Raw genomic sequence first — 23,570 nt, forward strand, 5'->3', positions numbered from 1 at the left:
TGTTGCAGCATACAGAGCAATAGTGCAAGTTCCGTTTTACGTTAACAAGTGCCTTGGCGAAATCAATAACATCGTCCTCTTGCATACGTAGCACATGAAAAGCAAGGCGCGCAGCTGTCTTCGGACCAATTCCCGGCAAATGAGTAAATGCATCGATCAATTTGGCGATCGGTTCTGGATAATACAATGCCCGCTCCCCTTTACGATGGCATATTTAACGACTAGAACAAGCCAGGGATGCGCATGCCACCTGTAAACTTAGCCATGTCGTCGTTAGCCAAATCTTCAGCCTTCGTCAACGCGTCGTTTACAGCTGTAATGATAAGATCTTGCAGCATTTCCATGTCGTCTTGGTCCATTACTTCTGGTTTGATTGCAATGCTCAACACTTTTTTGTGGCCGTTAACTTCAACTGTTACTGCGCCGCCACCGGATGTGCCAGCAATTTTCTTGTCAGCCAAAGCTTCTTGTGCTTTCAACATTTGCTCTTGCATCTTTTTAACTTGCTTCATCATTTGGTTCATATTGTTCATAGCTTTAAATCTCCTTTGTACGCATATAATAGGTTTAGTAAATTAATCTTTTATGATAACAAGGTCCTCTCCAAACATTTGGATGGCCTCATCTATCCATGGTTCTCGCGAATTTTCTTGACCTTCCGGCTCAAGCTGGAACGGAGTCTCTTCCTTCGCTTCCTTTTTAACATCAGCAACCTGCCAATCTTTAAGCATCATCGTATCAAGACGATAAGGCTTGCCGAATACTTCTGCAAACACACGCTCGATAACTTGCTTATTGTTAGGCTTCTCGGTCGTATCCCGATGAATGGAATTCTTGAAGGCGACGAGCACACTGTCTTCTAATGCTGACACAGGCTCACCATTAACTAGCCACGCGTGAATAGTGACACCTAAGTCCTTCACACGCTGCAACACTTGTCCCCAGTTACCACGCACTCGCCCAGAATCAGGTTCGTCTTGAGCTGAAACATATCGCTCAAAATGCGGCGGCATTTTGGTGTGTTTGGAAACACGCCCTGGTTGTCTAATTGCTGCTGGCTGTCTTTCCTGTCGACTGGCACTATCCGTCGCTGCGGATGTTGCCCCTGAACTCATCACTTGCTCCAACTTCGTCTCTAAGGACGCAAGTTGTCGCTGCAATTGTTGCACGACAGCGGATGACGCCGTTGTGTCTGAATCTTGTGTAGCTCCTGCCGCACTATTGCCGCTGCTGTTCTGGATAGAACCAGCCTGCGATGCAATGTTCAGCAATGCTACTTCAAACAAAGTTTGCGGTTGAACCGCATATTTCATCTCTGTCTGATAACGATTCAACGTATCAATAGTGAAGAACAGCCTTTCCACCGTGAACGATTCTGCCAACGGACGGAATCCCTCAACTCTCGTTAAGCGATCCGTTAACGCGCCCCCATTAGGCACCATCTTCATCATAAGCAAGTCTCGGAAGAAGTACAACAAACTTTCCATGCATTTGTCTGCACTCTTGCCCTCTTGCATGAGGCGTTCAATAACTGTGAGCGCAATGCCCACATCGTTATTATGCACTGCCTGCGCAAGCTCTGCAAACTGCTCCTCTGGCATGCCTCCTGTAATATCGAGCACCTGTCGATATGTGACATGGCCATCAGTAAATGATGCGGCTTGGTCAAGTAGACTGATAGCATCCCGCATGCCGCCATCTGACAGCTTTGCGATATACTCCAGACTATCGCGATCCGCTTGAATCTCTTCATCAGCGCATACTTGTTCCAGACGCATAACCTGTTCTTCTAGGGATACGCGTCGGAAATCAAAGCGCTGACATCGTGAAATGATAGTCGCTGGCAAACGATGCGGTTCGGTTGTAGCCAAGATAAACATAACATGACTCGGCGGCTCTTCCAACGTCTTCAGTAAAGCGTTGAATGCCTCCGTCGTCAACATGTGTACCTCATCAATGATGTAAACCTTGTGGCGCACTTCCGTCGGAGCATATTTCACTTTTTCACGCAGGTCGCGAATTTCTTCGACTCCCCGGTTAGAAGCGGCGTCAATTTCTACGACGTCCATAACAGCTCCTGCGGTAATGCGACGGCACGCCTCACAAGCGTTGCACGGTTCAGGCCCAGGCCCTTGCTCGCAGTTGACGGCTTTGGCTAAAATTTTTGCGGCACTTGTCTTTCCTGTTCCACGCGGACCGCTGAACAAATATGCATGCGAAAAACGCTGCTCACGCAGCGAATTTTGCAGCGTTTGAATAATATGCTTTTGTCCGACCATGTCTTGGAACGACTGTGGTCGCCAAGCGCGATACAATGCTATATGACCCATAATGCAACCTCGGAAAACGTTTTTCTTATTATACTATATCACATTTCTTAAAAAAACAGCCATTCCCTCCCTGCAAGAAAAAGGGAATGGCTGTAAATCGTTCGGTTTAGTTGTCTTGATACGGTACAGCTACTGTAAAGGTAGTGCCAAAACCTTTGGAAGAAACCCTTATTGTTCCGCAAAGATCGTGAATGATACGTTGGCACACCGATAAACCAAGACCCGTTCCATTTTGCTTAGTTGTAAAGAATGGATCGAAAATTTTATCAATTAAAAAAGCTGGAATACCCGGTCCTGTATCATGAATTTCTATAAGTACCCAGCGTCCCACTTGATCGAGCTTAACGGTTACGCTGAGTGTGCCTCCGCCAACCATAGCTTCTATCCCATTTTTCGCAATATTAATAAAAACTTGCTTTAGCAATTCTCGGTCAGCTACTACGTAAGGCATCACTTCAGTCGCTTCGTAGCGTACTTGAACACCGTGCAGCACGGCTTCGTTGCGAATAATCGGCATGATGTCGTTCATGACTTGATAAAGGTCCAAACGTTCAATCGTAACATTTTTGGGCTTGCTAAGCAGTAAAAATTCACTGACCAGTTCATTGATACGATTGATTTCAGTCAACATAATTTCGGTATGATGTACTTCTTTGGACATGCCTTTATCATTTAACGTCTTCTTGAACATTTGTAAAAAACCTTTAATAGACGTTAGCGGATTTCGGATTTCATGCGCTGTTCCAGCAGCAATTTGACCGATCATCGCAAGACGGTCACTTCGTTGTACTTGCTCTTCTAGGGAACGCAAATTCGATACATCCTTAAAAATGACGTACGCCCCAACGATAGCCCCCTCCGTATCCCGCAACACGTTTGAATCGAGTAACAAATCGTATCGCCGCGAACCGTTGCTCCATGGTACTGCATGGTTACGCACAACGACACCTTCTAGCAGCGAGCGCTGTACAAGATGATGCTCCGTGGGCAATTCACCGAATAGTTCTGACATGCGGCAGTTCAGGACCTGCTCCTGCTCCCATCCGAGCACTTGGCACGCCATATCGCTTACATCCACTAAACAAAACCGCGTATCCAGCACAATAACTCCCAAATTCACATCTCGTAAAAAAGCTCCTGCAAACTGCTGCAATAAGTTTAACTCCCCATTGGCTGCTGATACATGTTCTCTAGTTGAGGATAACGGGGGAGCGGCGGAACCGGCAGGCGGAACGATATCCTTCATGGGCTCACCTCACCTTGCTTTACAATTAAACGTAACCTTTATTATATAAGTATATGAGCATTATTTCATATTAAAAACAAAAACTCATGGCAATAGCTACAAAAAAAACACCGAAAGCTCGGTGTCTGATGTGCATTATAGGACCGTGCACCTGTTATTGATAATTGCAATCCAAGCGGCACTCCTGTGCGCCAGCTCAGGCCAGGCTTCCCTCCGGCACATAGGCTCTCCTACTTATGGCTGCTTCCTTCCGGACCTGACCAGATTCATAGGCACCCATTGCGAAGGACCCAACCATCAACACTGTGCACAAACGCCAAACCTCACATTGACAATACCTCTAACAGGAATTCAACCTCGCTATAGCGGATTGCGAGTTACAGGGCACCGCTACCTCCCCGTCTAGCACGGCATGACTTAGTATAGCCCATTTACTGAAAAAGTGCAACCGAAGTCGAAGATTAGCATCGTGGTCAACCTCATCATCCTGTTTAATATCAAAATTATTTGAGCTTTCTGGAAGTGTTTCATCAAGCGGCAGCCTATCTGGCACTGTTACTTTCCTGTTTAATTAGAGGGTAATGCTTGGATATTAGGGGGAGAATGTGGGGGATATAAAAAAACAAACTCCCTAGCCAGTGAGGCATAGGGAGTCTGTATCATATACATATGCATATGGATTAGATACCATATTTTTTCTTGAATCGATCAACACGACCGCCTGCATCAAGGAATTTCTGTTTACCAGTGTAGAATGGGTGGCAAGCAGAGCAAACCTCAACTTTCAGGTTTTCCTTAATGGAACCTGTTTCAAACGTGTTTCCGCATGCGCAAGAAACTGTCGTTACGTAGTATTTCGGTTGAATTGCTTCTTTCATTGAATTCACCTCTCTCCGCCCTGAGCCCTTTGCGTTCCCAGAGTTATATAGACACATAAATGGAGTATAGCACAACAAAATTTGCGTCGCAACTATTTAACAGCCGGGACCTATTGTCAATTTGTGACCCTTATTATGCCCGCACTTTCGGGCGAGCAAGATGAGCAGGTGGCACATGAGAGTAAGAACCAATGACGACATCCGGCAATTCTTCACGGAAAATGTCGAGCATCTGTTTCATACCAAGAATGTCGCCCTGCGCTTTTGGAATTAATGACAAGTAGCTCTCCGGATCAATATTCAGGTTACGCATTTGAATAAGGCGCAGCTTCGAACGACGCGCAAACTCCACCATCGCCTCTACTTCTTCCTCGCGATCAGTTACACCTGGGAAGATCAAGTAATTGATCGACGTGTACACGCCTTGCTCGGACGCGTAACGCAGTGATTTCTCTACGTTTGATAGTGTGTATCCGCGCGGACGGTAGTATGCGTTGTAATGATCATCCAACGCACTGATCGTACTAACGCGCATCAAGTCCAAGCCAGCATCTACAATTGCGCGAATATGATCATTCAAACCCGCATTTGTGTTGATGTTGATATATCCCATATCGGTTTGGCGGCGCACTTCACGCATCGCCTCAACGATAATTTTGGCTTGTGTGGAAGGCTCGCCTTCGCAACCTTGGCCAAAACTAATAATGGATTCTGGCGTCTTCAAGTGTTCCAACATGACTTGTACAACTTCATCAACCGTTGGTTTGAAGTTCATACGCGTCTGCGGCGCCGGGAATCCGCTGTCGTCAGGCTGTTCGGAAATGCAGCCAAAGCAGCCCGCATTGCATGAATACGATACAGGCACAGCACCTTCCCAGCGGTTCAGAAACGTATTCGAAGCTGTTAAGCATTCATACTGCAATGCGCAGTGTGACAAATGCTGATACAAACGGTTGTCTGGATATTTATGTTGTAACTGATCGACTTGAACACGAAGCTCAGTACGGTCGCAATTTAACGGGTCCCATTTATCCGGATCATCCGACGGGTCAGCCGCTACATAAAATCCGTCATCCTTCCAAACGACGGCTGAATACCCGAACAGCGGCAACACTTGTGCCTTGTCCGTTTTTACGTAACTCGGAATGTGCAGTCGGGTAAAACCCTGTGGCAACAATGCACCGACAGCCTGTACATTTCCTGGAAGCGCCACCATCTCTCCTGTATCCGGGTCCATCGCAACCGGACGCGTCCCCGGCAATCCGACGAGCGTCGCTCCCTCTGGCAGCGGAATTAGTTCTTCTGGAAATATTTCCACAACCATATCTCCGCTGCGAGCAAGGCCTATTAACTCGGAATGGTCAAAAATGTTGCCTTTTTCATCTGCATACACTAAGTACATTGTAAAATAAACCTCCTGTTGAACCGTCCAGCCTAGCTGACAGACGTGCTGCGCGTGCGGCGTGTCGGCGTCGTGCTGCCATTGCCATTACCTGTTCCGTTCGCATCAAGGCTGGCCATAAATTCTTCGTTCGTCTTCGTGTCACGCATCTTTTTCAAGAATTGATCGACGAATTCTGGTGTTTCATTCATATTTTTACGGATAGCCCACAACTTCTCAAGCTCTTCCTTCGATAACAAAATTTCCTCACGGCGTGTACCAGAACGACGAATGTCAATTGCTGGGAAAATACGGCGTTCAGCTAGCTTGCGATCCAGATGCAATTCTGTGTTCCCCGTACTTTTAAATTCTTCATAAATGATGTCATCCATACGTGACCCTGTCTCAACAAGTGCTGTTGCCAATATTGTCAAGCTTCCGCCCTCTTCAATATTACGCGCAGAACCGAAGAAACGCTTTGGACGATGGAACGAAGCTGGGTCGATACCGCCACTCAATGTACGTCCCGATGTTGGAACGACCAAATTGTAAGCACGAGCCAGACGTGTAATACTATCCATCAATATGACAACATCTTTTTTGTGCTCAACAAGACGTAGCGCACGCTCCAATACCAACTCAGTTACCTTAATATGATTTTCAGGTAATTCATCAAATGTAGAAGCAATAACTTCCCCTTTAACCGAACGCTGCATATCCGTTACTTCTTCCGGACGCTCGTCGATAAGCAGTACAAATAGCTCGATTTCAGGATGGTTCTCCGAAATACTGTTGGCAATTTCCTTCAGTAATAAAGTCTTGCCGGCTTTTGGAGGAGCAACAATAAGTCCACGTTGTCCAAGACCGATAGGAGCGACTAAATCCATAATGCGCGTTGAAATCTTATTTGGGGCTGTTTCGAGTACTAACCTCTTTTGTGGATAGAGGGGAGTTAACGCAGGAAAATGCAAGCGTTGTGCCGCGTCTTCTGGGTTCTCACCGTTTACCGCATTAATCTGAAGTAATCCAAAGTAGCGCTCGTTCTCTTTCGGCGGACGGCATTTACCAGACACTAAGTCACCTGTACGAAGGTCAAATCTTCTAATCTGTGATTGCGAAATATAAATATCTTCCGGGCTAGGCAAGTAGTTAATAGGACGTAGGAAGCCGAATCCTTCTGGCAAAATGTCCAATACACCTTCCATAAACATAAAGCCACCTTGCTCAGCTTGGGCACGCAAAATAGCAAAGATTAGCTCTTTTTTCTTCATTTGACCGTAACCCTGAATTTGAAACTGCTTCGCAAGCTTGTAGAGCTCGGTTAGCTTCTTGCTTTCCAAATCGGCAATTTGTAAATCCATAAACACAGCTCCTATTCTGTTTATAATACGTGTGAGTAAAAATATCTGCTAGTTAGGGTGGTGATACTCATAAAATGTGCGTAGTACGTGTACGGAAATACAGGTCACTATATTCTTGTCATTCATCTGTTATGGTTGTTTAACGGATACATACTAAATGTGATGATGGACAGAAGTTAAGATAAGCCTCGCATAGCAAGATTGCTGAGATGAAATATCGTAATTGATAATAGAGAAGAGAAGGTTATTATCTAATTTTTACCCCAAATGAACAACTTTATTCCGCTTGCCGCCACACATCTGCACCAAGCTGGCGCAAATTGTGTACAAGGTTATCGTAGCCTCGATCAATATACTCGACACCAGAAACCTCCGTTACACCGTTACTAACCGTCAAACCCGCGATAACAAGCGCTGCACCCGCACGCAAATCAGCAGCTCGAACTGCCGCTGCATTTAGTTGAGAACCTTCAATAACAGCTGAACGTCCTTCGACACGGATTTTGGCACCTAGTCGAATAAGTTCGGGTACATGTTTAAAGCGGTTGCTGTACACATAATCGGTTATAATGCTTACGCCCGTCGCCTGTGTTAATAAGCTTGTCATCTGGGATTGCAAATCAGTTGCAAATCCAGGATATACGAGCGTCCTCACATCCACACTTTCGTAGCTAGGCCGACCAATGACCCGTATCGACTCATCGCCTTCCAGCACTTCAACGCCCATTTCTAATAATTTAGCGGAAAGGGCTTCCAAATGTTTAGGAATAACGTTGTCGATAAGAATGTCACCACGTGTCGCTGCTGCTAGGATCATGTATGTTCCAGCTTGTATACGGTCAGGAATAATGGAATGACGGCATCCATGCAGACTATCTACGCCTTCGATGCGGATCGTTTCGGTTCCCGCACCTTTTATCTTAGCGCCCATTGCGTTTAGCAATGTAGCAACATCTATAATTTCAGGCTCTTTTGCCGCATTTTCAATCGTCGTGGTACCTTTGGCTCGTGAAGCCGCCAGCATAATGTTGATTGTCGCCCCAACACTGACGACATCTAAGTAGATTTTAGCGCCTCGTAATTCACGCGCTTCAATATGAATCGAGCCGTGATCCATGCTCACTGTGGCTCCAAGTGCTTCAAAGCCTTTAATATGTTGATCTATCGGACGCGGTTCAAAGGCGCAGCCTCCCGGCATTCCGATCGTTGCAGTACCAAAGCGACCCAACAGGGCCCCCATTAAGTAGTAGGATGCACGCAATTTCTTCACTAAACCATTATGCATGGGCACTGAAATGAGATTGGAGGGGTTGATCTGCATGCTAGATCCATCCCATTCAACTTGACCACCCAGTTCAGCTACAATCTCTCCGAACGTGGCAACGTCACTCAAGTCAGGCATATTATCCAGCACAACTTTGCTCTCAGCCATAAGTGAGGCAGGTATAAGCGCAACTGCGCTATTTTTAGCACCGCTAATTTGGACTGTGCCTCGCAGCGGTCGACCGCCGCTAATCATAAGCTTTTCCATCACTCGTTCTCGTTCCTCCCACACTGTGCTACATGTTGAGCCGCAGTGCGATAATTGAGTTGGCCTTTCTACTGTAAAGACTACCGAGTTCAATTGTATACCGAGTCATATAAAAAACCGTGTTACATCAAAAAGAAACAACGGTTCTTAGGACTATTAACTAAAATTGTAGAAATATTTTCCTCTAGATCATTAGAAAAAGGGAAAAACACCGGCGAACCGGTGCTATTCCCGCATTCGTATAACTGCAAAGCCGTTTAAGCTTGGTTGCTAGAACCGAACAAACGGATTTTTTCAAGAACAGTTGCTTTAATCGCGTCGCGAGCTGGAACCAAATATTTACGTGGATCGTAAATGTTAGCGTCTTTAGCCAATACTTCGCGGATTGTTGTTGTGCAAGCCACTTGGTTCTCTGTGTTAACGTTGATTTTACCAACGCCCGCAGCGATAGCTTTTTGAATAGCATCGTCAGGTACACCGGAACCGCCATGCAATACAACTGGAACTGGAATTTTGCTTGTAACAGCTTCGATAATATCGAAGTGGATCTTAGGCTCGCCTTTGTACATACCGTGAGCTGTACCAACAGCGATTGCCAAAGCATCAACGCCTGTTTCTTCCCAGAAGCGGATAGCTTCTTCTGGCTTAGCCAATGTTGCATGCTCTTCGTCAACTGTCAAATCGTCCTCAGTACCGCCGATTGTTCCAAGCTCACCTTCAACAGAAACGCCCATAGCGTGTGCTGCTTTAACAACTTCTTTTGTCAAACGAATGTTGTCTTCAAAAGAGTGGTGGGAACCGTCAAACATAACGGAAGAGAATCCAGCACGGATACATTTCATAGCAACTTCAAATGTGCTACCGTGGTCGAGGTGCAAAGCGATTGGCAAACCGGATTTTGCAGCTGCTGCTTGTGCCATTGCAACAGTGTACTCGATACCCATGTACTTCAAAGCGCCTTCGGAAACACCGAAGATAAGTGGGGAATTTGTCTCGATTCCCGCGTCTGTAATAGCTTGTACAAACTCAAGGTTATTAATATTGAATTGACCTACTGCAAATTTGTTTTCTTTTGCTTTTGGTAGGAATTCATTCATGGAAACTAATGGCATGGTTCCATCCTCCTATACAGGTTTTCGTCGTCTGTCTCTCCAACTGTAGCCGACAAGTTTACTATGATAGTATATCACATTTGACCTGCAAAAAGTAAACATGCCCTTGACAAATCAGTATATACCAAATCTAGTCTATAAATCGGTCAATTGTAAGTAAATGGGAACTAATGAACTGAAAAACAGCCGGGCTTCGCCACCCGGCTTGGTTACGGTCTATTTAAGTCATTACGATGGCATCGACATTTGACTTCCTGATGAGTGTTGATCATGACGCTCCAAGGTCATATTTACAGCGACTCTCATTTCATCAATATCAAACGGTTTTGTAAAGTGCATAATCGCACCTAAATCAGTTGCTTCTTTAATCATGTCTAGTTCCCCATATGCCGTCATCATAATGACGTTCATGTAAGGCTTCATCTGTTTGATTTGTTTTAAAATTTCAAGTCCGTCCATACCGGGTATTTTCATATCCAGCAGCACGATGTCCGGAGCATGATCGCGGACAATTTCCAATGCGGTCTTGCCATTAGATGCTTGATAAGTCATATAACCTTCACTGCTGAACACTTCCATGAGAAGAACCCGAATACCGTTCTGATCATCGACAATTAACACTTTCCTCTTATCCAAACTGGTACCCCTCCCACCGTGTATCACGAGCGAGCGTAACTGTGTCCATAGCGACGCATCGCTTATCATGCCGAGCATGAATGTTGTTGCACGTCCATTTCAAGTTATTTATTCGCTCCAAAGCAATAAATTCCTGCTTTATGTTGGAAAAACATTGGCTTTTAGGAGGGGTAAAATAAAAAAACGAAAGCCCCAAAAGGACCTTCGTTTTTTTATTTCATTATAATTAACCGCGATATTGAATAGCTGCTTTAACAAATTCACGGAACAACGGCTGTGGACGGTTCGGACGGGATGCGAACTCCGGATGGAATTGCGCAGCCAAGAACCAAGGATGTCCTGGTAGCTCGACGATCTCGACGAGACGGCCGTCTGGTGATGTGCCCGTAATTTTCAAGCCAGCACGTTCAACCATTTCACGGTATTCATTGTTGAACTCATAGCGGTGACGATGACGCTCGTAAACGAGCTCATCTGCGTAGCATTCCATCGCAAGCGAACCTTCTTGCAGTTTGCAAGGATACAAGCCAAGACGCATTGTACCACCCAAGTCTTCAATATCCTTCTGCTCTGGCAACAAGTCGATAACTGGATATCCTGTAGATGGATTGATTTCGGAGCTGTTCGCGCCTTCCAAACCAACTACATTACGTGCATACTCGATGCACGCCACTTGCATACCAAGGCAAATACCGAAGAACGGAATGCGTTGTTCACGAGCAAAACGAATGGCTTCCACTTTACCTTCGATACCACGATCGCCGAAGCCACCTGGCACGAGAATACCGTTGATTCCAGACAAGTGCTCTGCTACGTTCTCTGCTGTAATTTCTTCTGCGTTGACCCAACGCAACTTAACATCTGTATTCGCATCAATTCCTGCATGCGCCAATGCTTCTACAACAGACAAATAAGCATCGTGCAGTGCAACGTATTTACCGACAATTGCAATTTCAACTTCGCCTTGCAATTGTTTAACGCGCTCTACAAGCTTTGTCCACTCTGTCATATCTGGCTCAGGAGTTTGCAATTTCAAGTGATTCACAACGAAGTCATCCATACCTTGCTCACGCAACATAAGTGGTACTTCGTAAAGTGTGGAAGCATCACGGCATTCCACAACCGCGTTTGGATCGATGTCACAGAAGAGTGCAATCTTGCGCTTCAAGTCTTCTGCCAATCCATGCTCCGTACGGCAAACGAGCATATTCGGCTGAATGCCGATGCTGCGCAATTCCTTAACGCTATGCTGTGTTGGCTTTGTTTTCACTTCGCCTGCAGCTTTAATGTAAGGAACTAGCGTAACGTGGATGTACATCACGTTATCGCGGCCGACTTCGCTCTTAATTTGACGAATCGCTTCAATAAACGGCAAGCTTTCGATGTCGCCAACTGTACCACCGATTTCGGTAATAACAACGTCGGTACCCGATTCTTTGCCTGCACGATATACGCGCTCTTTAATTTCGTTCGTAATGTGCGGAATAACTTGCACAGTGCCGCCCAAATATTCACCGCGGCGCTCTTTGGAAATAACCGAAGAGTAGATCTTACCTGTTGTTACGTTGCTGTTCTTCGACAAGTTAATATCAATAAAACGCTCGTAGTGACCAAGGTCAAGATCCGTTTCCGCGCCATCATCAGTTACGAATACTTCACCATGCTGATAAGGGCTCATTGTACCCGGGTCTACGTTAATGTACGGATCACATTTCTGGATCGTAACTTTAAGACCTCGATTTTTCAAAAGTCTGCCCAAAGATGCAGCTGTAATCCCTTTACCTAAAGACGAAACGACGCCGCCCGTCACGAAAATGTATTTTGCCACTGGTGAAACCCTCCTATGATCAAGTGCAATCATGCCATGTTCTCGGGAGGCTTTGATTGCAAAACGGTTCGATGAAGTGCATGATGCTTGTTATGTTGTTATCGCAACCCAATTGCAGAACAAAAATGATGCAGTCGAAACGAATTAACCTTAACCGAGGATCAATTATCTCCGCGTTGAATCCTAATTTAGGGTTCCTTCTCCCGTAAATATGATTCATAAAAAAACAAAAAAGTGACTCCCGTATTGTCACGGGGCACTTTCTATATTTAAACGCAAACTCGTATTATGTTAAACTCACTTCCAAAGCCCATATGCTAGTTTACTCCGTAGGTACTTCCGTGTCAAGGGAACTTGATTGGATTTTTACAACTAAAAAAATCACGCCACTCAACGAAAAAATGCCGGTTATACATCCTGCAGCTAAGGCAAGAAAGCATAACCGGCATTTTATTCAGTTGATTATGAACGATTAGCGATTCTCTTCGTCTTCGCCTTCTTCAAAATCGTCAGCTTCTTCGTCTTCATCCGATTCGGAGTCCGATTCTTCAAGCTCTCCTTCTATACCAACTTCTTCGTCAACTTCCGCTTCTTCCTCGTCGTCAACGTAAATTTCGTCTTCGCTATCCTCATCGACGAAATCAAAATCTTCGTCGCCAGTGTAAGCGTCGTCTTCTTCCACATAAATCTCGTCATCTTCCAGATCATCATCATCATCGTTGATGATGCGCGGACGTTTAGCACCGCCTGTCATCGCATCTTCAGAACGATCAACAGGGTACCAGCGCTTCAAACCCCATAGGTTGTTGCCGACGCAAGCAAACCGCCCGTCAATGTTAATCTCAGTATATAGCTGTGCGATGACATCGTTAATTTGCCCTTTAGTCAATCCACGCAGCTTTGCCACTTCATTCATCAAGTCGCGGTAATAGAATGGTGTGTTTGCTACTTTCAAAATCATGAAAGCCAGATCCACCATCGGCATTTCTTGCACTTTATTGGGATCCAGTTTTAAATCCAACGGGGTGCTCATACGGACACATCCTTTTCACAAAGGTTCAAACTAGTTCTAACATTTCCATGTTCACACCTAAGTAAAACCGATCTTTCTCGAAAAAGCAAGTTTTGTTCCTGTTTTACGCCCGATTTTCAGTTAAATTGCGTCCAAATTTATAATTATGTATCTAACATTACTGGCATTTTATATGTATAAATCCTGTTTTTATCAAGGAAATAAAGAAACGCGAAGGGCGTCCCTCCGCGTTCGACTGTATCCGCACCCGAAGACGGTCATTACCGCCCCCGCTCTGGCGTACTGAGCCCTTCGCTGGCTCTACTCTCATACTATGTCCGCAGAAGTCGTTTGACACGGAATAAGGCCTAACTTTTATAAAAAAGGCGCCTACCCCAGTCCACCCCCGCGCAACTCGCATACGATACTGCACAAGGACCTGTCGGGAGGGACTCGACATTGGATGTTACGGGATTTCTCCACTTGTTGCTTCAAGAATTATCTTCCTCCGATTCAAACACGCGCAATTATTTCATTCGCTTCCATAACATTCAACTTTTCAATCAATGCCGCGTTGCGTTAGAAGGACTACAGAAGGAGCATATATTGCTCCAACGCATCCGCGTCTCTCCGTTGATTCATGCCTTGATGTGCCCACTTTCGGATGATGGAAAGCGAATTCTAGAACTTAATGGACGTGATTGGTCGGTAGAGGATGATGTCCTCATTCAGATGCACGCCGCGACTCGCAAGCCAGTGGCATGGGAGAGCGGTGTACCATGGGGAGTTCGTCAAATAAAGGCTCCTCAAGCGTGGAGCACAACGACAGGACATCGCATTCAAATTGGTGTCATTGATACAGGAGCAGATTTTCGCCATCCTGATTTGCAGCATGCGCTCATGCGCGGTGTCAATTTTGTACATCGCGGCCTTCCACCTCACGACGATAATGGACATGGCACTCATATTGCAGGCACGATTGCTGCATCCAATCAAATTTATGGCATTATCGGCGTGGCACCTCGGGCACTGATTCATCCTGTAAAAGCATTCGATGAAAATGGTTCGGCTTATGTATCTGATATTGTCCAAGGCATTGACTGGTGTGTACGCAACGAGCTCAATATTATTAATATGAGCTTTGGTATGAAATCGCGCAGCAAATCGTTATTAAGCGCCGTTACGAATGCGTACAATGCCGGCGTAACGATCGTCGCCTCCTCTGGCAACGATTCGAAACGCAAGTCAATCGACTACCCCGCACGTTATACGCAAACGATTTCGGTAGGAGCCACCGATAAACTTCATCGCATTGCACCGTTCAGTAATCGGGGAAGATATGTCGATATTTATGCACCTGGGGAAAAAATAGTGTCCTCTTGGTTAAAAGGCAAGTATCACGAAATGAGCGGCACCTCGATGGCTACGTCTCATGTGAGCGGTGCAATCGCCTTATTGCTGGCGATGAATCCTGAACTCAATCCAGGCGAAATCAAAGCGTTGTTACGCCGCTCTGCCAACCCGACACGCTGCCCTATTAATCGCAGCAAAACAACCCCTGTCTCTTACGAAATCGATGTGTCCCGATTATTAAAAGAAGCAGAGCGCTAAATCGCTCTGCTTCTTTTACCTGTTTATATGAAGGCATATCACATGGTCATACGTGACGCTACGTAACGACACAAAATATGATGTGACAAGCTCACACTTACATACGTTCTGGTGCAGATACACCAACTAGGCGCAATACGTTCGCGATAACGGTGCGCACAGCGCTAAGCAATGCCAAGCGAGCTTGCGTCTGCTCAGCATCCTCCGTAATGACACGCTCCGCTTTGTAGTAGCTGTGGAACATGGATGCCAACTCGTAAACATAACGAATGAGACGATGCGGCGCATAGTCACGCGCAGCGACCGTAATTTCCTCTGGAAGCTCACCCATTTTACGCAGAAGGTCATATTCATGCTCAGTCGTCAGCTTCGTCAAGTCAATGTCAGCCAAAGACTTGAGCGCAATATGTTGCTCCTCTGCTTGACGGTGAATACTGCAAATACGTGCGTGTGCATATTGCACGTAGAACACGGGATTGTCATTGGATGTCGAAATCGCCAAATCCATATCGAAATCAAGATGCGAGTCCATCGAACGCATCGTAAAGAAGTAACGAATAGCGTCAACGCCTACTTCGTCCATCAAATCTTCCATCGTCACGGCTTTGCCTGTACGCTTGGACATTTTTACTTTTTCACCGTTCTGGAACAGGCTTACCATCTGTGCAATTAGCACGATAAGCTTCTTCGGATCGTTGCCAAGAGACTCCATCGCCGCTTTCATACGTGGAATGTAGCCGTGGTGGTCCGCGCCCCAAATGTTAATGACTTTATCGAAGCCGCGAGCGTACTTATAAGCATGGTACGCGACGTCTGGCGTCAAATACGTATACGATCCGTCATTTTTAATCAACACGCGATCTTTGTCGTCTCCGAACGTCGTTGTACGCAACCATGTTGCACCTTCATGCTCGTACACGTGCCCACTAGCGCGCAAAGCATCCAAGCCTCTCAGCACTTCGCCGCTCTCGTACATGGAAGTTTCACTGAACCACACGTCGAACGGTACGCGGAAACGATGAAGGTCGCGCTTAATTTTGTCCAACTCTTTTTCCAAACCGTAGTTGCGGAAATAAGTCGTACGCTCTTCGTCCGAAAGCTGAAGCAGACGATCGCCTTCTTTAGCTGCCAGCTCCTCTGCAAAACCTTTAATGTCTTCGCCGTGGTAGCCATCCTCTGGCATTTCAGCATCCATGCCAAGCGCTTGCTTATAGCGGCACTCGATCGATTTCGCCAAGTTCATCACTTGGTTACCTGCATCATTAATGTAATATTCGCGGGTCATTTCATAGCCTGCAAAATCAAGCAAGTTGCACAGAGCATCCCCTACAGCTGCGCCGCGGGCATGTCCCAAATGCAAGCTACCTGTTGGGTTGGCAGATACAAACTCCACTTGCGCACGTTGGCCTGCACCGAAGTTAACACGTCCATAGTCTGCGCCTTTTTCTGTTACTTCCTTTACAACATCGAACAAGTAGCTCTTGTTCATGCGGAAGTTAATGAAACCTGGGCCTGCGATGTCTGCACTTTCAATCGAAGCAGACGCTTTATCCAAGTGCTCCAAAATCGCCTCTGCAATTTGGCGCGGGTTGCGTTTGGCAATGCGCGTTAATTGCATAGCTACGTTAGTAGCCATATCACCGTGCGTTTTATCTTTCGGCGTCTCGATCACGAATGCTGGCAATTCCTCACGTGCAACGATACCTGCTGCCACAATCGCATTTTCTAACGCATTTTTCACTTGCTCATTAATTCGTTCCATTACACTGTTGCTCATAAAATTAGTTCCTCCTGCTTGCTCCGATTAAAATGACTTCGTTGTTGTTATTCCGATTGTTGTGTATGCGGTCGCAAACGCAACAACAGATCAAACTGTCCCGTACATTGATCTTCTATATATAAACGGTATGCCCATTCAAGCTCTAATTGTTCAAATTGGAGTGGCCCTTCGAAAGGCCAAGCCGCTCCCAAATCCAACTTCGTCGTCTCCGTTGTCATTAAAAATCGCATGACAGGAGAGCGATAAAATCCCGTTTGCCGCTGCTTCATATCGAATGTTTGTTCAGACTCAACATGACCACGTCGAATAAGCTTCATTTGGTCTTTGCTAATCTTCATCGTGACCTGCGTTGTGCCCGTTGTCGAATCGTCCGAAGTCTGCTGTGAAGCCGTTTCCGACTTGGAGCCCCTTCGTCGCTTCACTCCCTCTTGCTCAGGAGCCGGCTCGACATAACGAAGGAAGAAGCTATCGCCTTTGCGGTACAGGTCGCCTACAATTCGCTGCACCACTTGCTCCTCATCCTGTCGGCTGCGGACCGTAATATACACTTGAAGTTTATCTGGTGATTGGCCCGTCATACGTAGTCCCCTATTCCATTCCAAAAATTCATATCTATAAATTATCCGGTAATTAAGCCCCATTTGCAACCTGTTTCGCCTGAAAAAATGAGGAGTATACATTTAGATGGAAAATTATTGTCGATGTGTTACATTAAAATAGAATATCGTTTAAGAAGGTGGGATTATATGGGCACATTAGCGAAACCGGCTATCGTAAGACCCCAATTTATTGTCGATCAAGATAAAATGATTGAAATTCTTGAACAGCTCCATCCCAATCATCCACAATGGTCTACCATTAAGCGGATGATTCGTAACACCGAGGTATATACGAGACATATCGTACGACCCATTGAAGAAATTATCGAGCACGCCGGATTTGAGCAGCGCAATCTCATTTATATGGAAGAAGCGCGAAGACTTGGAATTGCAGCTGTAGAACAGGCCTTAACTCATGCGGAACTACAACCCAACGAAATTGACCTCATCATCGTCACGTCCTGCACCGGATTTATGATGCCTTCATTAACAGCTTATCTCATTAGCCATTTTCCATTCCGAGAAGACACGAAGCAACTTCCAATTGCACAGCTTGGCTGTGTTGCCGGGGCCTCGGCCATTAATCGAGCGTTTGAATATTGCTCTGCTTATAAGGAAGCGAATGTGCTCATCGTTAGTGTTGAGTTCTGTTCGCTGTGCTTCCAGCCTACCGATAACTCTATCTCCGATTTCGTATCGGCTGCATTATTTGGCGACAGTGTATCCGCATGTGTCATGCGCGGCACTGGTGGTACGGGCTACCGCGTAGAAGCAGATCGCTCTTTTTTAATGAAGAATACCGAGCATTATATTGCCTACAACGTAAAAGATACGGGTTTTCATTTTGTATTAGATAAGAAAGTAATGTCTACTATTGAAACCGTAGCACCAATTATGCGAGCTTTTACTGAGGATACGATGAATAGCACCGTCGATCAGCTGAATTTCTTCGTGTTTCATACAGGGGGAAGACGTATCTTGGACGAGCTGGTCAAGCATCTAGAAATTGATGAGCAACACGTTAATTGGAGTCGGCAAAGCTTGGCTGAATGCGGGAACTTGTCCAGTGTAGTCGTATTTGATGTACTTGCACGGATGTTTGAAAGTAAGGAAAGAACGGATGGAGAAAGGGGGCTGTTAGCAGCTTTTGGACCTGGATTTACAGCGGAGATGTGCATAGGCACTTGGAAGGAGGGCTAGTCGTAATCTTTTTTCAAACCATATATTTATAAGGATTTCAATGTTCACATAAGTATTTAAATTCTCAAATATCACACTTGGCAGTTCTTAATTCGTAATTCGTAATTCGTATTCCGTATTTCGCAATAAATTGACCACCTAGAACACGTTACCTCCAGGTGGTCAACACCTTCTTGAATGAAGTTTTTTTGTCTAATCATTGAGTCTCTTTCTCGTCCCCTTTGCTAGATGCATCTCTACCACTCGTATCTATATTTACTCCACTCAAATAGGAGATTGTTTCTATTTCAACAAAATGTGCAGCGCTTTAACTACGAAACGTCGTTCCAAACAAGCAAGTGACTGGAGGTTTGCGTAGATGCGCACGTAGATATATTACGTAGAAGTAAACGTAGATATTTACGTAGATGCAGCGCCATTGATGTCTTCCTGATCAGCCTCCTGATGTTGAAGCTGTGCGCGTGGATCTGTAATCCACCCCTTGCTTGCAGCGAATTGAAATGAAGCACTGTTGAGCTGACGGTCGTATACTAAGCTTTGCACAACACGACTCATCTGACTCCATTCATGAGGCTGAGCAGATTGACAGGTCTGTACGATTTGAAATAATATGCCCACTGAAAGTAAACCCTCCTCTCTAATAATTGATAATGATTATCAATTTCATTATAAGTGTGTGCGTTTCGTTTATCAACCCTATTTTTGGATATTGAGAAACAAAAATGCCGCATACCCTTTATAGGATGTGCGGCACTTCATTTTCGTGTGTATGTTTTAACTACACTTCGTTTATTTTACAAATCCGAGCAGCATCTCACGGATAAACTTGCTCGCAATAATTGGCGTTTGCTCCGACGAATCATAGATCGGCGCTACTTCCACCAAATCGCAACCGATGACGTTAGCTTCGGAGCCTGCGATCAAGTGAATCGCTTCAAGCAGCTCCTTCGACGTGATTCCACCCGCTTCTGCTGTGCCTGTACCAGGTGCAGCACTTGGGTCAAGTACGTCGATATCGATCGTCACATAGACCGGACGACCAGCCAACTCCGGCAAAGCCTTCTTCAACGGCTCTGCCACGTCGAACGGATAGAAATTGATGTTCTCACGTGCATACGTCCACTCTTCACGTGAGCCAGAGCGGATACCGAACTGATAGATGTTCTTGCCACCAATCAGTTCCGCAGCCTTACGGATCGGCGTGGAGTGAGACAAAGGCTCACCCTCATACTGCTCGCGCAAGTCAGCGTGTGCATCGATATGAATAATAGCCAGATCAGGATACTTCTTGTAAACCTCTTGAATAACAGGCCAAGTTACGAGATGCTCGCCACCAAGACCAACCGGGAATTTGTCATCCGCGAGCAAGCCGCGCATGTATTCACCGATAATTTCCAAGCTCTTGCCTGCGTTGCCGAACGGCAGCAACAAGTCGCCTGCATCAAAATAGTTCAAATCTTCAATGCTTTTATCGAGATATGGGCTGTACTCTTCCAAGCCTACGGACGCCTCGCGGATGCGAGCTGGGCCGAAACGAGAACCTGGACGGAACGATACCGTATAGTCCATCGGCATCCCGTAAATGACCGCTTTAGCGCCAGCGTAATCGTCCGAGCTGCAAATAAATACGTTACCCGAATATTTTTGATCTAAACGCATAGGTGTACCCTCCTTCTTACTCTTACTTGTAGCTTACTTGCACAAATCCTCAACGAATTTAGGCAAAGCGAATGCTGCCTTGTGCAAGCGCGGCGAGTAGTACTTTGTATCCATTTCTGGAATTTGCGTTTCGTCTACGTTAAGTGGGTCATGCTTTTTGCTGCCCATCGTAAACGTCCACAATCCACTTGGATACGTCGGAATGTTCGCACCGTATACGCGTACAATTGGGAATATTTCCTTTACGTCACGAGTTACTTGCTGAATCAAATCAGCTTTGAACCAAGGGTTGTCCGTTTGCGCCACGAAAATGCCGTCTTCCTTCAAAGCTTCGTAGATGCCTTGGTAGAAGCCACGCTCAAACAGTGGTGCTGCCGGGCCTACTGGTTCTGTCGAGTCAACCATGATCACGTCATACTCATTTTTTGCATTCAAAATGTGCATGTAGCCGTCATTCACGATTACTTCCACGCGCGGGTTGTCCAATTCGCCCGCGATCTCAGGCAAGTATTGTTTGGAGTATTCAATAACTTTGCCGTCGATTTCCACAAGGACCGCCTTCTCGACGTTTGGATGCCTCAAAACCTCACGGATAACGCCACCGTCTCCGCCGCCTACAACCAATACCTTTTTCGGGTTAGGGTGTGTCGCGAGCGCAGGGTGCGCTACCATCTCATGGTAGACGAACTCATCTTTAACCGTTGTCATAACCATGCCGTCCAGTACGAGCATTCGCCCGAATTCTTCGGTATCCAACATCACTAAATGTTGGTACGGCGTCTGTTCATTCACATACGTCTCGCGAATTTTTGCCGTAATGCCAAAGGATGGCGTCTGTTTCTCCGTAAACCACAATTCCATAAAATCAACCTCTTTCTTCGGGTGATGGTATCGTTGGTCCGGTTCGAAATGCTCGTAATGGTTCATGTGTAGCATTCGTAACACTTCATCTCCATTTTGCACCAAACACATTGTATTATATAAAATCCCCCCCAAATTGCAACCATTTTTCCATAAGCGATCATCTGGAGGAATATCCTTAATCAACCTAATCCATACTGATAAAAGTAAAACTTACCATATTAAGAAAGTTTTCATTGATTATAAGGGTATTTTTAGAAAATGGAGGCTTCTTACATGAGCGAACCCGCCAAACCACGCAACAAACGTAAATTATGGCTGCGCATCATGCTATACGCGTTCACAGGCCTACTTGTGATCGGTCTTGGCGCTGTCGTGACGACGATTGGCTTTCTATATGTGACAGACTTGCCAGTCTCCAACGTGCAACAATCTTCACAGCTGCTCGACAATCATGGGCAGCCGCTAACGATGCTCACGTCCAGCCAGACCCAGCAAGAGCCTATAGAACTCCATGACATCACCCGCCACCTTATTCTTGCAACGCTGGCGATTGAGGATCGAAAGTTCTACAGTCACATGGGTATTGATGTAAAGGGCATCGCCCGCGCTATGCTCGTCAATCTTCAACATCTGTCCAAAAAACAAGGGGCCAGCACGTTGACGCAGCAGCTGGCACGCAACTTGTACCTTAGTCATGAGCGTACGTGGAAACGCAAAGCAAAAGAGGCCTTATTTGCGGTGCAGTTGGAAATGAAGCATAGCAAAGATGAGATATTGACGATGTATTTGAACCAAGTGTACTACGGTCATGGGGCATACGGTGTGGAAGCAGCGTCCAAGCTTTATTTCGGGAAGAAAGCGCGAAATTTATCGCTAGCAGAAAGTGCGCTGTTGGCAGGTATTCCGCGTGGTCCGAGCTACTATTCTCCTTACTCCAATATGAAAAATGCGAAGGATCGGCAAAAAGTTGTGCTCGCTAGTCTCGTTGAAACCGGCCACATTAAGCAGATGGAGGCAGACAAAGCTTATGCAGAGCTGTTGTCTTTTCGGCCGCGAGAACAGCGCAAAAGTATGTTGGTGGCACCTTATTTCCGCGATTACGTGCGCAAAGAATTGAATCATCTCGGCATCTCGGAGCAAGTTGTCGATGCTGGAGGGTTGCGCGTGTGGACGACGTTGGACAAGCGCGCTCAGCAAGCTGCCGAGGAAGCGATTGTGAAGCAGCTGCCTGCGCAAGGAGAATTGCAGGCCGCGCTCGTCTCCATCGACCCGCGCAACGGGGATATTAGGGCAATGGTTGGGGGGCATAACTACCCCGCTAACCAGTACAATCGGGCCGTGGCAAGCAAGCGCCAGCCTGGATCCTCTTTTAAGCCGCTGGTCTATTTAGCGGCTTTGGAGAAGCGTGCCATCACACCGGCAACGCATTTTGTCAGTGCCCCTACCTCGTTCATGTATGACGAGGGACGCAAAGTGTACAGGCCGAGCAATTACGGCAGTAAGTATCATGGCGACATCGATCTGCGACAGGCGATCGCGGCATCGGACAACATCTATGCGGTCAGCACGATGATGCAAATCGGGCCGACGCAAGTCGTATCACTTGCCCAGCGGCTTGGCATTAGCAGCGCGATGGAGCCATTGCCGTCCCTCGCGCTCGGTACGTTTCCCGTCAGCCCGTTCGAGATGGCAGCGGCCTACGGAACGATTAGCAACGGCGGGAAGCAGCTTGCCCCTCGTGCGGTGCTGAAAGTAATGGATCAGGCAGGGAACGTGCTGTACGAGGCCCCTCCAGCTGAAATGAAGCAGGTGGTTGATGCCGGAGATGCTTACGTGCTGACCAACCTGATGGAGAGCGTGTTTGAAGCTGGGGGGACAGGCAACCGCGTCTCAACAGTCATGAAGCGGCCCGTGGCAGGCAAGACGGGCACGACAGATTCGGATGCGTGGATCGTCGGCTACACACCAGAGCTGTCTACAGCCGTCTGGGTCGGCTATGATCGCGGTAAAATGATTTCGCTAACCGAATCACAGAAGGCAGCGCCGATCTTCGCTGACTTTACAGAAAAAGCGCTCGCCAGCGTGCCGCCCAAAATATTCCCTGTACCCGACAACGTCGTAAGTGTCTATATCGATCCAGACACGGGTAAACTTGCGGGTGACGGTTGTCGCTCGAAGCGGCTCGAAACGTTCGTAAAAGGTACCGAACCAACAGCTTGGTGCGGTGCACATCCACACAGTTTGGACGGCCGAAATCGCGCTCCGTCAGGAGCACAGCCACAGCGGACACATGAAGCAGAAAAACGTTCATGGTGGCGTCATTTCAAAAGTTGGTGGACAGAATAAAGGAAGACCTCTAAACCCACGCGTAGCGTGGGTTTATCATTTTTTTGGGCGAGACTGATAATCATTATACCGACACTGATTATCACTTCTATTATCTATAAATTCGTCATAATAAATTTGCAAAAGTACCGTACAAAACCGAGAAAAAAGATTATTGTATAGATAACAAATCAACCAACAACATAGATAAACATAC

General features: G+C 46.3%; 20 protein-coding genes and 1 other RNA gene (1 of these 21 cut by a window edge). 3 read left to right on the forward strand and 18 right to left on the reverse strand.

Translation table 11 applies throughout. The features are described 5' to 3' along the window. The 13 genes from recR to rpoE form a co-directional block, all read right to left on the reverse strand. Positions 1 to 187: the 5' portion of a recombination mediator RecR gene (recR, locus tag KIK04_RS09535; RefSeq protein ID WP_232278013.1), read on the reverse strand. It extends 413 nt beyond the left edge of the window; only the first 187 of its 600 coding nucleotides appear in the window; it begins with the start codon at positions 185 to 187; its stop codon lies off the left edge, out of view. Between the two features lie 34 nt (positions 188 to 221). Further along, entirely contained in the window at positions 222 to 533 is a 312-nt protein-coding gene (locus KIK04_RS09540) for a YbaB/EbfC family nucleoid-associated protein (protein ID WP_232278014.1), read from the reverse strand. A 42-nt stretch (positions 534 to 575) separates the two neighbouring features. Next, positions 576 to 2,330 carry a DNA polymerase III subunit gamma/tau gene (gene dnaX / locus KIK04_RS09545; RefSeq protein WP_232278015.1) on the reverse strand — a complete coding sequence of 585 codons (1,755 nt, stop codon included), beginning with the start codon at positions 2,328 to 2,330 and terminating at the stop codon, positions 576 to 578. A 106-nt stretch (positions 2,331 to 2,436) separates the two neighbouring features. Further along, complete coding sequence (locus KIK04_RS09550; RefSeq protein ID WP_232278016.1) at positions 2,437 to 3,576, reverse strand: ATP-binding protein; 1,140 nt, start codon at positions 3,574 to 3,576, stop codon at positions 2,437 to 2,439. A 143-nt stretch (positions 3,577 to 3,719) separates the two neighbouring features. Next, positions 3,720 to 3,987: signal recognition particle sRNA large type (gene ffs / locus KIK04_RS09555), an RNA gene on the reverse strand. A 269-nt stretch (positions 3,988 to 4,256) separates the two neighbouring features. Then, on the reverse strand, positions 4,257 to 4,454 hold the full coding sequence (gene rpmE, locus KIK04_RS09560; RefSeq protein ID WP_232278017.1) for a 50S ribosomal protein L31: 198 nt from the start codon (positions 4,452 to 4,454) through the stop codon (positions 4,257 to 4,259). Positions 4,455 to 4,587: 133 nt separating this feature from the next. Beyond that, positions 4,588 to 5,856, reverse strand: a complete 1,269-nt coding sequence (locus KIK04_RS09565; protein WP_232278018.1) for a radical SAM family protein — start codon at positions 5,854 to 5,856, stop codon at positions 4,588 to 4,590. 32 nt (positions 5,857 to 5,888) lie between these two features. Beyond that, positions 5,889 to 7,196 (reverse strand): transcription termination factor Rho, encoded by a 1,308-nt coding sequence (rho, locus tag KIK04_RS09570; RefSeq protein WP_232278019.1) that lies wholly within the window; start codon positions 7,194 to 7,196, stop codon positions 5,889 to 5,891. 277 nt (positions 7,197 to 7,473) lie between these two features. After that, a complete protein-coding gene (locus KIK04_RS09575; RefSeq protein WP_232278668.1) occupies positions 7,474 to 8,727 on the reverse strand; it encodes a UDP-N-acetylglucosamine 1-carboxyvinyltransferase in 1,254 nt (417 codons plus the stop codon). A 257-nt stretch (positions 8,728 to 8,984) separates the two neighbouring features. Beyond that, the gene (gene fba / locus KIK04_RS09580; RefSeq protein WP_232278020.1) at positions 8,985 to 9,839 is read right to left on the reverse strand and encodes a class II fructose-1,6-bisphosphate aldolase; all 855 of its coding nucleotides are present in this window, start codon (positions 9,837 to 9,839) and stop codon (positions 8,985 to 8,987) included. Between the two features lie 228 nt (positions 9,840 to 10,067). Continuing rightward, on the reverse strand, positions 10,068 to 10,475 hold the full coding sequence (locus KIK04_RS09585) for a response regulator (protein ID WP_269671013.1): 408 nt from the start codon (positions 10,473 to 10,475) through the stop codon (positions 10,068 to 10,070). 226 nt (positions 10,476 to 10,701) lie between these two features. Further along, a complete protein-coding gene (locus KIK04_RS09590) occupies positions 10,702 to 12,303 on the reverse strand; it encodes a CTP synthase (protein ID WP_232278021.1) in 1,602 nt (533 codons plus the stop codon). Between the two features lie 472 nt (positions 12,304 to 12,775). Further along, complete coding sequence (gene rpoE, locus KIK04_RS09595; protein ID WP_232278022.1) at positions 12,776 to 13,336, reverse strand: DNA-directed RNA polymerase subunit delta; 561 nt, start codon at positions 13,334 to 13,336, stop codon at positions 12,776 to 12,778. Positions 13,337 to 13,774: 438 nt separating this feature from the next. Here rpoE and KIK04_RS09600 point away from each other — a divergent pair, with 438 nt between their 5' ends. Next, on the forward strand, positions 13,775 to 14,926 hold the full coding sequence (locus tag KIK04_RS09600) for a S8 family peptidase (RefSeq protein ID WP_232278023.1): 1,152 nt from the start codon (positions 13,775 to 13,777) through the stop codon (positions 14,924 to 14,926). Positions 14,927 to 15,023: 97 nt separating this feature from the next. Here KIK04_RS09600 and argS read toward each other — a convergent pair whose 3' ends face one another. Next, a complete protein-coding gene (gene argS, locus KIK04_RS09605) occupies positions 15,024 to 16,703 on the reverse strand; it encodes an arginine--tRNA ligase (RefSeq protein WP_232278024.1) in 1,680 nt (559 codons plus the stop codon). Between the two features lie 47 nt (positions 16,704 to 16,750). Further along, the gene (locus KIK04_RS09610; RefSeq protein ID WP_232278025.1) at positions 16,751 to 17,284 is read right to left on the reverse strand and encodes a YwiB family protein; all 534 of its coding nucleotides are present in this window, start codon (positions 17,282 to 17,284) and stop codon (positions 16,751 to 16,753) included. A 168-nt stretch (positions 17,285 to 17,452) separates the two neighbouring features. On the opposite strand from KIK04_RS09610, the gene KIK04_RS09615 reads away from it, so the two are divergent. Continuing rightward, positions 17,453 to 18,505: a type III polyketide synthase gene (locus KIK04_RS09615; RefSeq protein WP_232278026.1), complete on the forward strand. Its 1,053-nt coding sequence runs from the start codon at positions 17,453 to 17,455 to the stop codon at positions 18,503 to 18,505. 399 nt (positions 18,506 to 18,904) lie between these two features. Here the strand turns inward: KIK04_RS09615 and KIK04_RS09620 are convergent, their stop codons facing one another. The 3 genes from KIK04_RS09620 to speE form a co-directional block, all read right to left on the reverse strand. After that, positions 18,905 to 19,123 (reverse strand): hypothetical protein, encoded by a 219-nt coding sequence (locus KIK04_RS09620; protein WP_232278027.1) that lies wholly within the window; start codon positions 19,121 to 19,123, stop codon positions 18,905 to 18,907. A 171-nt stretch (positions 19,124 to 19,294) separates the two neighbouring features. Further along, on the reverse strand, positions 19,295 to 20,164 hold the full coding sequence (gene speB / locus KIK04_RS09625) for an agmatinase (protein ID WP_232278028.1): 870 nt from the start codon (positions 20,162 to 20,164) through the stop codon (positions 19,295 to 19,297). Positions 20,165 to 20,197: 33 nt separating this feature from the next. Further along, positions 20,198 to 21,025 (reverse strand): polyamine aminopropyltransferase, encoded by an 828-nt coding sequence (speE, locus tag KIK04_RS09630; RefSeq protein WP_232278670.1) that lies wholly within the window; start codon positions 21,023 to 21,025, stop codon positions 20,198 to 20,200. A gap of 276 nt (positions 21,026 to 21,301) precedes the next feature. Between speE and KIK04_RS09635 the strand changes: the two genes are divergently transcribed. Next, positions 21,302 to 23,374, forward strand: a complete 2,073-nt coding sequence (locus KIK04_RS09635) for a transglycosylase domain-containing protein (protein ID WP_232278029.1) — start codon at positions 21,302 to 21,304, stop codon at positions 23,372 to 23,374. Positions 23,375 to 23,570: the final 196 nt, after the last annotated feature.

The organism is Paenibacillus sp. 481 (assembly GCF_021223605.1).
Classification (GTDB): Bacteria; Bacillota; Bacilli; order Paenibacillales; family Paenibacillaceae; genus Paenibacillus_B.